The organism is Georgenia sp. SUBG003 (assembly GCF_000715355.2).
GTDB lineage: Bacteria > Actinomycetota > Actinomycetes > Actinomycetales > Actinomycetaceae > Georgenia.
This window is the reverse complement of sequence record NZ_CP180204.1, coordinates 726,865-739,538: the sequence shown is the minus strand read 5'-3', so window position 1 is coordinate 739,538 and position 12,674 is coordinate 726,865. Positions and strand designations below refer to the sequence as shown.

The 12,674-nt window shown below is 66.3% G+C and carries 13 protein-coding genes and 2 pseudogenes; 12 read left to right on the top strand and 3 right to left on the bottom strand.

Features of this window, described 5'->3' with window-relative positions; translation table 11 throughout:
• The first annotated feature begins 237 nt into the window (after positions 1-237).
• Both DA06_RS03455 and DA06_RS03450 read left to right on the top strand, forming a co-directional pair.
• Complete coding sequence (locus DA06_RS03455; protein WP_043497282.1) at positions 238-1,278, top strand: zinc-dependent alcohol dehydrogenase family protein; 1,041 nt, start codon at positions 238-240, stop codon at positions 1,276-1,278.
• 160 nt (positions 1,279-1,438) lie between these two features.
• The gene (locus DA06_RS03450; RefSeq protein ID WP_043497278.1) at positions 1,439-2,275 is read left to right on the top strand and encodes an SDR family oxidoreductase; all 837 of its coding nucleotides are present in this window, start codon (positions 1,439-1,441) and stop codon (positions 2,273-2,275) included.
• Between the two features lie 425 nt (positions 2,276-2,700).
• On the opposite strand, the gene DA06_RS03445 is transcribed toward DA06_RS03450, so the two are convergent.
• Positions 2,701-3,483 (bottom strand): metallophosphoesterase family protein, encoded by a 783-nt coding sequence (locus DA06_RS03445; protein WP_043497276.1) that lies wholly within the window; start codon positions 3,481-3,483, stop codon positions 2,701-2,703.
• A gap of 137 nt (positions 3,484-3,620) precedes the next feature.
• On the opposite strand from DA06_RS03445, the gene DA06_RS03440 reads away from it, so the two are divergent.
• The 4 genes from DA06_RS03440 (at position 3,621) to DA06_RS03425 (ending at position 5,933) form a co-directional block, all read left to right on the top strand.
• Positions 3,621-3,833, top strand: a complete 213-nt coding sequence (locus DA06_RS03440; protein WP_418606859.1) for a hypothetical protein — start codon at positions 3,621-3,623, stop codon at positions 3,831-3,833.
• Between the two features lie 297 nt (positions 3,834-4,130).
• A complete protein-coding gene (locus DA06_RS03435; protein WP_052436325.1) occupies positions 4,131-4,961 on the top strand; it encodes an HAD domain-containing protein in 831 nt (276 codons plus the stop codon).
• A gap of 220 nt (positions 4,962-5,181) precedes the next feature.
• Positions 5,182-5,457: a helix-turn-helix domain-containing protein gene (locus DA06_RS03430; protein WP_043497274.1), complete on the top strand. Its 276-nt coding sequence runs from the start codon at positions 5,182-5,184 to the stop codon at positions 5,455-5,457.
• 254 nt (positions 5,458-5,711) lie between these two features.
• On the top strand, positions 5,712-5,933 hold the full coding sequence (locus DA06_RS03425) for a hypothetical protein (RefSeq protein WP_043497270.1): 222 nt from the start codon (positions 5,712-5,714) through the stop codon (positions 5,931-5,933).
• A 165-nt stretch (positions 5,934-6,098) separates the two neighbouring features.
• Here the strand turns inward: DA06_RS03425 and DA06_RS03420 are convergent, their stop codons facing one another.
• The gene (locus tag DA06_RS03420) at positions 6,099-6,392 is read right to left on the bottom strand and encodes a hypothetical protein (protein ID WP_418606163.1); all 294 of its coding nucleotides are present in this window, start codon (positions 6,390-6,392) and stop codon (positions 6,099-6,101) included.
• Positions 6,393-6,627: 235 nt separating this feature from the next.
• Here DA06_RS03420 and DA06_RS03415 point away from each other — a divergent pair, with 235 nt between their 5' ends.
• The 4 genes and pseudogenes from DA06_RS03415 to DA06_RS03400 all read left to right on the top strand — a co-directional run.
• Positions 6,628-7,371, top strand: coding sequence for a TnsA-like heteromeric transposase endonuclease subunit (locus DA06_RS03415; protein ID WP_418606858.1), 744 nt, complete (start codon positions 6,628-6,630; stop codon positions 7,369-7,371).
• The gene (locus tag DA06_RS03410; RefSeq protein WP_043497267.1) at positions 7,364-9,367 is read left to right on the top strand and encodes a Mu transposase C-terminal domain-containing protein; all 2,004 of its coding nucleotides are present in this window, start codon (positions 7,364-7,366) and stop codon (positions 9,365-9,367) included. The genes DA06_RS03415 and DA06_RS03410 overlap by 8 nt, the downstream gene beginning before the upstream one ends.
• A complete protein-coding gene (locus tag DA06_RS03405; protein ID WP_043497265.1) occupies positions 9,368-9,922 on the top strand; it encodes an ATP-binding protein in 555 nt (184 codons plus the stop codon). It abuts the gene before it with no gap.
• A pseudogene (locus DA06_RS03400) lies at positions 9,885-10,043 on the top strand (hypothetical protein); the annotation flags it as partial. The gene DA06_RS03405 and the pseudogene DA06_RS03400, both read left to right, overlap by 38 nt.
• Positions 10,044-11,066: 1,023 nt before the next feature.
• Here DA06_RS03400 and DA06_RS03395 read toward each other — a convergent pair.
• Positions 11,067-11,465: a hypothetical protein gene (locus DA06_RS03395; protein WP_043497264.1), complete on the bottom strand. Its 399-nt coding sequence runs from the start codon at positions 11,463-11,465 to the stop codon at positions 11,067-11,069.
• Between the two features lie 68 nt (positions 11,466-11,533).
• On the opposite strand from DA06_RS03395, the pseudogene DA06_RS03390 reads away from it, so the two are divergent.
• Together DA06_RS03390 and DA06_RS03385 are read left to right on the top strand one after the other, a co-directional pair.
• A pseudogene (locus tag DA06_RS03390) lies at positions 11,534-11,956 on the top strand (zinc-ribbon domain-containing protein); the annotation flags it as partial.
• An 18-nt stretch (positions 11,957-11,974) separates the two neighbouring features.
• Positions 11,975-12,622 carry a zinc-ribbon domain-containing protein gene (locus DA06_RS03385; protein WP_418607858.1) on the top strand — a complete coding sequence of 216 codons (648 nt, stop codon included), beginning with the start codon at positions 11,975-11,977 and terminating at the stop codon, positions 12,620-12,622.
• Positions 12,623-12,674: the final 52 nt, after the last annotated feature.

Here is a 12,674-nt window from a genome sequence, read left to right as displayed (position 1 = left end):
AAGACCGACGGTTCCCAATACGGGACACCACCAGACTGACCACCAAAATCCGCGTCCACGACGTCCTCCGCCCCGCTGACGTGGCAGACAGCCGCGCGGGTCTACCCGTGGTCAACCGCCGCAGTCGGCGGTGCGTGGGAGGTACTGGTGGTACCCCGAAGCGCAGGCACTCCCTGGTCCGGGCGACCGCGCGTTGACTGGTCCTCGTTCAACTCCAAGCGACGAAAAAGGGACGACATGCGAGCAGCCATCTTCAAGGGCAAGGGCACCATCGAGGTAGGACAGCGGCCCGACCCGCAGATCCAGGGCCCGACCGACGCCCTCGTGCGGGTCGTGCGCGGCTGCGTGTGCGGCTCGGACCTGTGGTACTACCGGGGCATCAACCCGCACCAGGTCGGCAGCATCGGCCACGAGTACATCGGTGTCGTCGAGGAGGTCGGGCAGCAGGTCACGAAGATCGCGGTCGGCGACCTCGTCATCGCGCCGTTCACGTTCAACTGCGGCACCTGCCCGGCCTGCCGCAACGGGTTCGAGTCCAACTGCGAGTACGGCGGCGCGTTCGGCGACGGCCACACCGACGGCGGCCAGGGTGAGCGCGTGCGCGCCCCGTACGCGGACGCGACCCTGGTCCCGGTGCCCGGGGCAGACTTCACCGACGAGCAGCTGGCCTCCTTCACCGCCCTGTCCGACGTGGCCTGCACCGGCTACCACGCTGCCGTCAGCGCCGGGGTCAAGCCCGGTGACACGGTGGCGGTCGTCGGTGACGGCGCCGTCGGCCTGTCCGGAGTGCTCGCCGCCAAGCTGCTGGGCGCGAGCCGGATCATCGCCCTGAGCCGTCACGCCGACCGGCAAGTGGTCGCGAAGGAGTTCGGCGCCACCGACATCGTCGAGGAGCGCGGCACGGACGCGGTCGACGCCGTCCTGGCCCTGACCGACGGCGTCGGCGTCGACGCCGCGCTGGAGTGCGTCGGCACCGACCAGTCCGTCGAGACCGCCGCCGGGATCGTCCGCGCCGGCGGCATGATCGGCGCCGTCGGCGTGCCGCTCTACGAGAAGTTCCAGTACCAGACCCTGTTCTGGAAGAACGTCGGCATCAAGGGCGGCGTCGCCCCCGCGCGCCGCTACATCCCCGAGCTCCTCGAGCACGTCCTGGCCGGCGACATCAACCCCGGGCGCGTCTTCACCCTCACCACCGACCTGGACCACGTCGCCGACGCCTACGCGGCCATGGACGAGCGCCGCGCGATCAAGTCCCTGCTCACCGTCAGCCAGCCCTGATCCCGCAGCGGAGACACCCCGAACGCAGCGCGATGGCCCCGCAGCCGAGGGGTCGCGAACGTCCGCCCCTGGCCTGGGGGGTCATCGCGCTGCGAGACGCACGGCAGCAAGACTGGATCGAACGTCCAACCGACCACCCGACAACGAAGGGAATCAAGTCATGAGCGACGTCGTCGTCATCATCGGGTCCGGCCAGATCGGGCAGGCCATCGGCCGCAGGGTCGCCGCGGGCAAGCACGTGGTGCTCGCCGACCTGCGGCGGGAGAACGCTGAAGTGGCCGTCCAGACCTTCCTCGACGCGGGCTTCGAGGCCGAGCCCGCCGTCGTCGACATCGCCTCACGCGAGTCGGTTCGGGCGCTGGTCGCGACCGCGACGGCGCGCGGGCAGGTGACCACCCTCATCCACGCAGCCGGGGTCTCCCCGTCGCAGGCGCCGGTAGAGGCCGTCCTGCGCGTGGATCTCTACGGCACCGCGGTGCTGCTGGAGGAGTTCGGGCGCGTGATCGCCCCCCGCGGCGCCGGCGTAGTCATCTCCTCCCAGTCCGGCTACCGGATGCCGGCCCTGACCCCGGAGGAGGATCGGCTCCTGGCGACCACACCGACGGAGGAGCTGCTCGGGCTGCCGATCGTGCAGGCCGTCGACGACACCCTGCACGCCTACCAGCTCGCCAAGCGGGGCAACGGTCTGCGCGTCCAGCACGAGGCCGTCCGCTGGGCCGAACGCGGCGCACGGGTCAACGCCATCAGCCCCGGCATCGTCATCACCCCGCTGGCCCGCGACGAGCTGACCGGACCACGCGGGGCGGGATACCGCCGCATGCTCGAAAAGTCCCCGGCGGGCCGCGCCGGGACCCCCGACGAGATCGGGCACCTGGGCGCCTACCTGCTCGGCCCGGACGCGGGCTACGTCTCGGGCAGCGACTTCCTCATCGACGGCGGCGTCACCGCCTCGTACAAGTACGGTCCCCTGCAGCCACAGTCGACCACCGACAACTGAGCCCCCCAACACGCCGTCGAATGCACCTCACGCATCGACAGCGCGGTACTGCCGAGAGCCGGGGCCCCTTGGGCGGCGGCATCGCTGACGAGGCACCCCAGTTCACCCCTTCGTGAAGTCCGGCTTGCTGTGGGTTGAGCAGCCAGGTCCTGAAGCGCGATCGTGCGCAGGCTGGCGTCGCTATACCGTTCGTTACTGCTGCCTGGCGCCGGAGGGCGGTCAGACGTTCCAACCCGGGGACGAAACCAGCGCGCGTCATGAAGTCGTCCAGCAGGGCCGTACCAGCCGTCCGACGGCTTGAGGAGCATGATGAGCGACAAGCTCCTTCCCTTATCGACGTGATGCTCGAGGAGGTGCGGGAGACGAGGCGAGAATCTCGTTCATCGGTGCTAGCCCGGTGGAGTCGCCTGCAGGGGGCGTTTGGGCTACCACATCTTCTTCGGCAGCGGGCCCACGTGCAGTGTCTTCAGGTCGAGCAGCACGGCGTCGCGCGGCATGTCATCGGCGGCCAAGGACTCCACTCGGGTCACTCCGCCGTCGGCGCGGATGAGTTCGCTGGTGAGACGCTGGTGCCAGTGGCCGTGGGCGAGCAGCGCCGGTCGGGTCCGCTCCACAGCCTGGCGCACGAGGTCCCGTGAGTTGTTCGCACGCGCGACGACATCGTCAGGGAGTTTGAGCTGGCTCCGGAGCTGGACGCCGGTTGGTGCTTCGTGGGTTAGGAGCACGTCCAGAGGATCATCGCCGAGCTGCTCGATGTCCTCCTGTGTGGGCTCCTCAAGGTCGGCCCAGAGCGTCATGCCCTCGCGTCGCCGGTCGCGGTCGACGGAGAAGGCCCCACCAAGCACGCCGACCTGGCGGCCGTTGGCCATGAAGCGTAGTCCGCGGGGCGCGTAGCGGTTGCGCTCCGACAGCGGAGCGAATCCGTCGTCGTCGCATTCGAGCTTCCGCAGACGGGTGTGACTGTCGTGGTTGCCGTCCAGCCAGATGAGTTCGACGTCGTTGTCCCCGAGGTACTTGTCCACCTTGCGATCGAATCGGCCGCCCTCGGCGGGCCAGCGGAACGCCGCGTCCCCGAGTTGCCAAATCATGTGCACGCCGGCGCGGGCGGCGCGTTCGACCACGCCGCGGGCCCACCAGATGTTGCCGTGCCAGTCGCCGGCGAGCACCACGTAACGACCGCGCGGGTCGACGACGGGGAGGCCAGCCATGGCCTGGAGGCTATCGGCGACGGCCGACGTCGCTGAACCGAGATCTGGCACTGAGTGAGAAATCCAAAGAGTCCAAAGAGATCCAAAGGAGTGGCATGAGCACGAGTGCGCTGTCGGCAACGCACTAGCGTGGTGCCATGGAGAGCCAGCGGCCCTTCCCGGTCACCCGCCGCGAGGTCTCGGCCGCGCGCGGGAAGGCCATCATCAATCACCGGCTGGGGCGGGGGACGCCCGAGTGGATCCTGCGTGTCGCGACCGCCGAGGGGTCGAGTCCGTGGACCCCGCCGGGAGAGCGTGTGGCCCCGATCCCGAGGAGGCGGCGCCTGCCGTGGTGGGGAAGAGGGCGATGATCGACGGCCTGCCGGAGGACGCGACCGGGCGCTACCTGCTGCGCACGCTCAACGACACCGTCTACGAGGTGGACCTGGACGCCATGACGGTGACCCGCGCGCCCGATCTGGGAAGCGCGTACGGCACGGTGCTTCGGCGTGACGGGGAGACGCTGCCGCTGCTGGAGCGACCGCGCATCGGCTGGGGGCGCCGGCCCGGTTCACCGTCGCTGGGCTTCGTGACGGGGTCTTCACCTTCCGATTCACGAGTGTCGTGGTGGCGCTCGCGCAGCTCTCGGCGGACACGAGAGTCGAGCCGTGAACGAGCGCACCCGCCCAGTACTGTTCCTCGACGTCGCCGGCGTGATCAACGCCGAAGACCCGAAGTCGCTGCCCAGCTACGAGAGGACCATCGCTGCCGGTTGGTCGATCCAGTACCGGCCCGCCGTAGTGGACAGGGTGAACCGGCTGTCCCGAACGGGCACAGCCGAAGTCGTGTGGCTGATGACGACCTTGGACAGCAAGCATCTTCAGGCATTGCGTGAGGCGCTGCGGTTCGAGCGGTTCCTCGCGCTGCCTCACGGCGAGGAAATGCTCTGGGCGGTCGTGGGGGCCCCGTGGTGGAAGGTCCAAACCATCCTCGGGCACCTGGCCGAGCACAGCACCAGCCGACCCTGGGCGTGGGTGGATGACGAGATCGACACCAACCTTCGTCAGTTCTCGTCTGACGGGCCGCACCTTCTCGTGCGAACTGACCCGCGCCGAGGCCTGACGGACAAGGAGATGGAGAGCATCGACGCTTGGCTCGGAGCCCACGACGGCCGCGAAGGGCACCGCGCGTGGATGACTGCCCGGTCCGCCGTTGAGGCCATCCACGACGAGCTCGCAGCCGGTGACGAGGTAATGGCGCTCCGCATGGCGGTGCAGGGGCTGGACCACCTGCGCGCGCTCGAGAGCCCGGAGGACGTCGCTGAGTGGACCGCTGATCGGGAGAGGTGGGGGCCCGGCGCTGGGACACCCTCTGGCGGGCCCTGGCGCGCCGGACGCTCCTCGAGCTCGGGCACCCGGTCCCGGCCTGGTGCGCGCACGTCGATCCGCTGCCGGAGCCGTGGGTCATCACGCGCCTGGCCTCACGGCGCGAGCGGGTGATTCGGGCGACGCCGGCCGACCTGGCGGCACTGAACATCTACATCAGGCCGGCCGATTTGCTAACCGCCCGCTCGACGGCCATCGAAGCGGCGTCCCGCGACTCGTAACCGCTACGCGCTACGGTGACGCCATGACGGGCAGAAAGCTGCCGAGGTGGTGGGTCGACGCGATGCTGCGGGCAGGGTTTACCGACCCGCGATACACGGACGATCGGCCCTCGATGGGACGCCTGGCAGAGGCGGCCGGCCTGCATACGACGACCGTCTCGCGCATCATCTTCGGGGTCGGCTCCCGAACCCCCTCCCCAGCCAACGTCCAGGCGATCGCCGACGCGCTCGGCGTCGACGTCGTGAAGGTCTCCGGATGGGTGAACCAGGCGCGCACCGTACGCGAGCCCTACCGGGTGCCCGACGAAGTGCATCTCCTGACCGACCGGCAGCAGAAAGCTGTCACGGAGCTCATCCGGTCGATGGCGGAGGCCAACAGAACGGCGTAGCAGGCGCGCGCAGCGACCCGATGGAGGTGGTGAGAGTGGCAGGGAGACACCTGGCGCCAGAGCATCAGCGGAGCACCGTCGCGCAGCGCGTCGCCGCGGCGGCTGAGGTTGCAGAATCGGGGGAGCCGATCGTGGTGCGGGTGACCAGCTTCGAGGTGGAGTGCGCAAAGCTGCGGCTCGTGACAGACCGCAGGGTCGGGCGGAAGACGCCGCTGTGGGTGCGCAAGCTCGCCGCGGCCAAGGAAAACTGAGGCGTGACGGACGACCGCGACGACGAGCGCGTCCGCGGGGCCCGCGAGCTCCTGGGCTGGATCAACAACATCCGCCCGACGGACATGACCCAGCTGTTCTACATGCACTGCCACAACGAGCTTGTCCTTGCGCTTGAGGATCTGCTCGACGTCATCGACGGACGTCCGAAACGCGACGGGGATGACTCGGATCCTGATTGCGGCGGCCCCGCTACGGCTCAATGACCGATCGCTAGTCAAGGGCGAAGGTCTTCGCGTTCCGCTGGAGCGTCGTGACATAGGACTACCGATTGAGATGTGCGAAGGAGCGGGGGCTTCGGGTCCATTCCTCCGTGGTCGGTGCCCGCTCAGCGGGGTTCCTGTCCCGGCTCCCTGGATCTCCGTGGCGCCTTAGTGCGGCCTTTCGGCTTTTTCGCACGTGATTCCCCCGAGCAGGCGCTCGGCGTCTGACACATCTTCCAGACGCATCAGCACATCACCCCTGAGGACCTTGAGCATGCGGTCGTATCCCACGCCCGCCAGGGCCGCATAGTCCTTCACGGTCAGACCCCTAGATCGCAATTTGGCCGCGATGCGAGCGGCAATCGTGTTCTGGAGTCGTGCGGTTTCGAGTCGTGCTGCGTGATCCTCACCTGAAACGCTGCGCCAAGCGATGTGCTCGTCTTTTCCGAACTGGCCCGGCACCTGTGCGTATGTCCTCGGCCTGAATCGGGGATCGCTCATGCTCGGGAACGACCTTCCTTCGCCTTCGTGGCGACTCTCGCCACGCCTCAGGTTAAGGCGGATACCGGTCGAGACTCGACCCTGGCGCAGGTTCCAACACGCCCAGTCGTAGAGGTAAAGGGTCTCCTAGACATGCTAGCGTGTCTACCAGACATGGTCGAACAGCGACCGTCGAGTGGAGGACCGCTGTACAGGAATGAAAAAGACCGAGCACGGCCGCGACGCAGGGGCAGTGGGGGAACTCATCAGCTGGGTTGACGCAGCTGGAGAAATCCACGGTTGTCGGCCCAGTCCCGAGTGTGTCGGGATCGAGCTGCACCTCGCACTACCAGCGCGTGAAGCGGCCCGGTACCAGGGGCAACGGAACTATCACGGCCATTACTGGTGCGCCGGGACGCGCAACCATGTGTGGTACGAGTCCATGACTGAGTACACCTCGCTGATGTACCTCGATCACACGGAAAAACTGTCCGCGCTGGCGGCTCAACCGGCCTGCCTCCAGTTCAATGACGGCAGTCGCCACTATCCAGATTTCTTCGCCCTGCTCGAGTCCGGCAAGAAGGTGATGTACGACGTCCGGCCATCCGAGCTCGTGGACGAGGCAGCTGCAGCACAGTTCGCCAAAACAGCCGAGCTATGCCAGCGAATCGGCTGGGGGTACGAAGTGCTTCACGGGTTGATGGGCATCCAGAGGCACAACCTGGAGTGGGTTGCCGGGTATCGACATCCGTGGAACTGCCCGGCGGAGGAGGACCGCTTAAGGCTCCTAGCCTTCCTGGACCAGCCACGGACCCTCGGCGACGCTGCACGGCTGCTCGACCTGAAACGGCCGTCTCGCCACATCCACGGCATCTACCACCTGATGTGGCAGCGGCAGATCACCTACAACGACGCACTACCGCTCGGCTGGAGCACGGCACTTAGGAGAAGCGATGTCTGAGGTCCGTCTCGGTGACACGTTGGCCTTCCCCGACGGAGACTGGATAGCTGAAGGCTTGCTGGGCGGATGCCTGCGGCTGCGCAACCTGCGCACGCAGGAGGTGCAGGTAGTCCATGTAACGGCGCTCCCTCAACTGCTGGCCGTTCCGCCGCGTATCGCCGCCGATGTGTCCGGGCCACGAGCGTTGGACATGGTTGACGACGAGCATGCGAGCGACGTCGCCGAGCTTGCTCGCCATGTCGAGGAGGTGATCTACGGCGCTTCCAGAGACGACGGCGAAGCCCTTCCTGACTACAGCTCGGAGCTTCCCAGTCTCAGCGAACGCGCGCGCCGCAAGGCTGCACAGCTCACGGACGCCGGGCGTCCCGTGTCTGAACGCACCGTCATGCGGTGGGTGACCTTGTACCGCCAGGGCGGTCCTTCCGCGTTGCTTGACCGTCGCCAGTTCAGGAAATCCGCTCCGCTGGGCACGCTAGACGAACGGCTCAGGGACTCACTCATCGCGGTCATCTCACGGGCGACGAATAGTTCCACGACTACCGTGAAGACCCTTATCGGTGACGCGAAGGCAGAACTGCTACGCCGTTACCCGGGCGAGGAGGTGCCCGTCCCCTCCGATCGCACCTTGCGCCGCCACATCCAGGTCCTGACCAAGGGGAAGTACACCAACGGGAACGCCAGCAACAGGCGATCGGCGGCGAATCGTCCAAGCCGCATGTTTTCAGCCCGGCCAGCAATCTCGCCCGGTCACGAGGTACAGGTCGACTCGTCACCGTTTGACGTTCTGGTCCTCGGCGACGACGGCAAGCCGGTGCGGGCGAAACTAACGATCATGCTCGACAAGGCGACACAGAGCATCATCGCAACCAGTATCAACCTCCATGGCACCAAGGGCGTCGACCTCGCCTTCATGCTCGCCCAGTGCCTCACTCCCCGGCCGGCGCGACCCAACGCCGGTCAGATCGTGAACGAGGGCGAGCTGCGCCAGATGCCGTGGGCGGCGTTTCTGATCGGCGACGAGCTCGAGCGGTGCGACCTCACCCGCCCGTTCATCAAGCCACAGCGGATCATGACCGACAACGGGATGGACTACATGTCAGACACCTTCCTCTCCGCGTGCGAAATGTTCGGCATCGACATCACCCGCGCAGCCAAGCGGACGCCAACCGACAAGCCGAACGTCGAGCGGGCTTTCAAGACCATCAAGACGAAGTTCGTCGAGCACCTCCCCGGCAGCACCGGCGGGAGTGTGGACCGCAGGGGCCTCAATCCGGAGCGCGAAGACCTTCTCGACATCTATACCCTCGCGGAACTCTTCGACCGATGGGTCAGCGTGGTCTGGCAGAACATGCGGCACGAGACTCTGCGAGATCCAATCCACGCGCATGTAGTGCACTCGCCGAACAGCATGTACATGGCCATGTTCGACATGACCGGATACGTGCCCGTGCCACTCACGGAGGATGACTACGTCGCGCTGCTCCCCGTCGTCGAGCGCACCATCCAGCCTGACGGCATCCAGGTCAACTACCGCCGTTATGACTCGATTCATCTGAACCCATACCGCGGGCAGCCCTCGAGTAGGTCCGAGATGGGTGGCAAATGGGGGATCCATTACAACCCGCACAATCCTGCCGCTGTGTGGGTGCGTGACCCAGAGACATCGGCGTGGATTGAGTGTGCCTGGATGAATAAGGACGCATTCGACCGACCCTTCTCCGCCGCGATCCGCCGCAAGGCACGAGAGATCACGGCGGCGAGCGGCGTTCTCGGGGACCCCGAGAGCACCCAAGCGACCATCGAGATGATCGGCCGGACCAAGGAAGCCCAGACCAAGAAGGCGCGCATGGACGCCGCCTTGGAGGCAGAACGCCGCCTCGCCGAGCAAGCGGCGAAGCCCATGCCAAAGCCCGCGACTGTCATGGCCGTCGTGCCCGAAGTCGACGACGACGAGTACGAGGAGTTCGAGATCTTCAACCCCAGGAAGGCCAACTAAATGGAGTTCTTCACAGACCCTCCGCCGTCCCTTGGCTCCTGGGAGTCGCTCACGCAAGTGATGGAGCTGCCTGCGGCGGCGTTCACCATGCCCACACTGGCGCAATACCGCGCTACCGCCGAGCTCGAACGACACCGTTTCAATGCGGCGCGCAAGGCGTTCGTCGCGGGCGGGATGACGGTCCAGACGCCGCAGGTGGCCGAGCTGATCAGAGCCACCGCGACTGTGATGAGCCAGAACAGAAGCGCGCTGACCGGCCGGCGCGGCATCCTGGTGACCGGCCCTTCCGCGGTCGGCAAGACCACGGCATGCCTGGCACTCATGCGCTACGTCTACTCCGCATTCGAGCGTCAATGCAGTGACCAGCTCACTAGGGGTGCCGTACCTGTCGCCTACGTCGAGGTCCCACCCAGCTCGACGCCCAAAGGCTTGATGCAGCGCTTCGCGGACTTCTACGCACTGCCCTATCAGCAGCGAACGCCGCTGAACGAGCTAAAAACGCTCCGTGGTCGACGCCATGCGGCACTCCATCACGCAGGTTGTCGTTGTGGATGAGCTCCACAACCTGGCAAGGCGCAGTAGCAGCAACGGAGAAAGCGTCGACACGCTCAAGGACCTCTCCAACGACTCGCCCGCGACCTTCGTATACGCGGGCATCAAACTCGAGGAGAACGGACTTCTCGCCGGGCCTCGCGGCGACCAGGTCGCGCGGCGTTTCACGCCCCTCCGCATGACGCTGTACGGCTACACGACAGCAAGTGAGCGCAAAGCCTGGCGCGGCGTCGTCATGGCCTTCTCTAGGGCGCTGCCGCTGTTCGTCCACGAACCCAAAGACCTCATTGCACACGCCGAATGGCTGCACGAACGCAGCGGTGGCAATATCGGCACACTCCAGAGCATCCTTGTCCAGGCCGTGCACCGACTCATCGACGCCGATGACCCGCAGGCAGAGGCGCTCACTCTCGATTTGATGGCCGAATCTCGCGCGACATCCGCGCCGAAAGCGCCGAACAGCTCGCTGCACGGACACAAGCGTCCGGCATCTCACGAAAGGGCCGGAGCGGCCGAAAGGCCAGCAGTGCCGCATAGGCCCCTTCCACCAATGCTGCGTCCAACCGTCCATCCAGCGGAAACTCTCGGAAGCTACGTCAACAGGATTGAGCACCGCATCGGAATGGGGCCTGGTGGCCTCTGGGGCATCGCGAGGACGGTCTCCGATAGCCAAGAGAGCAGCTCGGTCGAGGCCGCACTGGTCGCTCTCGCCGAGCAGCTCACCGCCCTTGCCCCGGGCACCCTCAAGGCGGGTCCCCGGGTGCAAGCTGAAGCGGCAGCGCCGAACCCGCGCCTGCTCTGTCTCGAGTGCGCCGCCGGCGAAGACATCGAACTCCTCCCGCACGAAGACTCGTTCTGCTGCCTTCAGCACGGACGGTGGACGGGTCCCGAACACGGTGGGCCTTCGCCCGGCGGCAACAGGTATCGAACACCCAGTCGAGCGCCCTGGTCATCGAGCCCCGTCGGCGTCGATGTCCTGGTAGCGGACGAAACATACCGACGGCTCCGCAGCGACAGCCGGATACCAGCCGGCCTTCTTCGAGAGCTCGTCGACGTCCTGGACCAAGTCGACGGTCGATCGACGAGGGGTTTACCGACCCCCGACAACTACGTACAAGTCGTAGCCCTGCTCGTAATGCTGTCCGACTCAGCATTCCTCAAGCGGATCTTCGATCCCGCAGGAACGTTCGCGAGCTCTCGTGCCCTCCTCGATGCCGAACTCCGAGAAGTAGTGCCCCACCGAGGCGGCGACCTCTTCGAACGCGTCTGGCTCCTCCTCCGTCCAGGCTTTCTCGCTGTCCGCGAGTACCTCGAGGGCAAGCCCCCTGGAGACACCGGAGTCATCGAGGTGAACGTGGAAGACGTTGTCGCCGGATGCAGCGTCAGCCGTCCTCTGGAACCGTTTCGGCGAGCCATGAGCCGGACAGAAACGTATGACTGGGAGGCATGGTGTGAAAGGCACCTCCTCGCCGGTCAGACCAGCACCGCTCGGCGCAACTGCGGGCATGGTGTACAGCGGCTGGAGTTCATCTGTGTCGACGGCCACCGCTACCAAGCGACCCCGAACGCGGTCTCCCACGGCCGTCCGACGCGGCCACTCCGGCTGCCCGTACTGTGCCGGAAGAAGCGCACTTCCCGGGTTCAACTCCATGGCCGAGACACATCCCGGCCTCGCCGCTCAATGGCACCCAGAGCTCAACGGCAACATCACCCCCCAGTCACATCACGGGTGCAGGAAACAGCCGAAAGTACTGGTGGCTGTGCCGACAAGATCACTCTTGGGAGGAGTCGCCGAACAACCGCGCCAAGGGCAGAGGATGCCCGTACTGCTCCGGGCGCAGTGCCATCAGCGGAGTGAACTCGCTGGACGCTACACACCCAACCATCGCATCAGAGTGGGACTTCACAGCGAACACCGGGACCTCACCGTCCACCGTCAGGCCTGGCAGTGGCCTGAAGGTGGGCTGGATCTGCGGTCTCGGGCATCGCTACAAGGCAACGGTCGACGCACGATCCGGTCGTGGTCAGGGTTGCCCCGTGTGCGCGAACCTCCGGGTGCTCCAGGGCTACAACGACCTCGGCACGACCCATCCGCAGATAGCCGCACAGTGGGACGCGGAACGAAACGGTGCACTTGGACCCGAGGGCATCGTCGCCGGTTCCAAGAAGAAACACCATTGGGTGTGCGCACGCGGCCACCGCTACACGGCGGCACCGTATAACCGGGTAGCTGGGAAAGGCTGCCCAGTCTGTGCGGGACAAAAAGTCATCGCCGGCGTGAATGATCTTGCCTCCACTCATGCCAGTGTCGCCGCAGAGTGGCACCCAACGCGCAACAGTGAACTGCTCCCGTCCATGGTCACCGCTGGAAGTGGGCGTAAGGCTTATTGGCAGTGCCCCCGGGAGCACGCGTTCGAGGCGGTAATCGTCAAGCGCGTGTCGGGCTCCGGCTGTCCCATCTGCGCAAACAGGAAGGTCCTTGCCGGTTTCAACGACCTCGCCACCAGGCATCCCGAAATCGCCGCAGACTGGCATCCGACGAAGAACGCTCCACTCGCACCGGTGGACGTGGTCGCCGGCAACACGGCACGTTGGTGGCTTTGCCGCAACGGCCATGTACAAAAGGGAACCGTGCCGAACCGGCTCAAAACCGGTGGGTGCACGCGGTGCGCGCCCGATCAACGCGCGACCCAAGGCAGATGAGTCCCGAAATCTCGCCCCTCGTGCCCGCTGCTTGAGCGCACTCTGACTCCCG

Excerpts from the sequence above, each read along its gene's own strand:
- DA06_RS03410 (WP_043497267.1), top strand. The coding sequence starts at position 7,364 with ATGTCTGAGGTCCGTCTCGGTGACACGTTGGCCTTCCCCGACGGAGAC.
- DA06_RS03440 (WP_418606859.1), top strand. The coding sequence starts at position 3,621 with ATGGAGAGCCAGCGGCCCTTCCCGGTCACCCGCCGCGAGGTCTCGGCC.
- DA06_RS03445 (WP_043497276.1), bottom strand. The coding sequence starts at position 3,483 with ATGGCTGGCCTCCCCGTCGTCGACCCGCGCGGTCGTTACGTGGTGCTC.
- DA06_RS03455 (WP_043497282.1), top strand. The coding sequence starts at position 238 with ATGCGAGCAGCCATCTTCAAGGGCAAGGGCACCATCGAGGTAGGACAG.
- DA06_RS03430 (WP_043497274.1), top strand. The coding sequence starts at position 5,182 with ATGGGACGCCTGGCAGAGGCGGCCGGCCTGCATACGACGACCGTCTCG.
- DA06_RS03450 (WP_043497278.1), top strand. The coding sequence starts at position 1,439 with ATGAGCGACGTCGTCGTCATCATCGGGTCCGGCCAGATCGGGCAGGCC.
- DA06_RS03405 (WP_043497265.1), top strand. The coding sequence starts at position 9,368 with ATGGAGTTCTTCACAGACCCTCCGCCGTCCCTTGGCTCCTGGGAGTCG.
- DA06_RS03415 (WP_418606858.1), top strand. The coding sequence starts at position 6,628 with ATGAAAAAGACCGAGCACGGCCGCGACGCAGGGGCAGTGGGGGAACTC.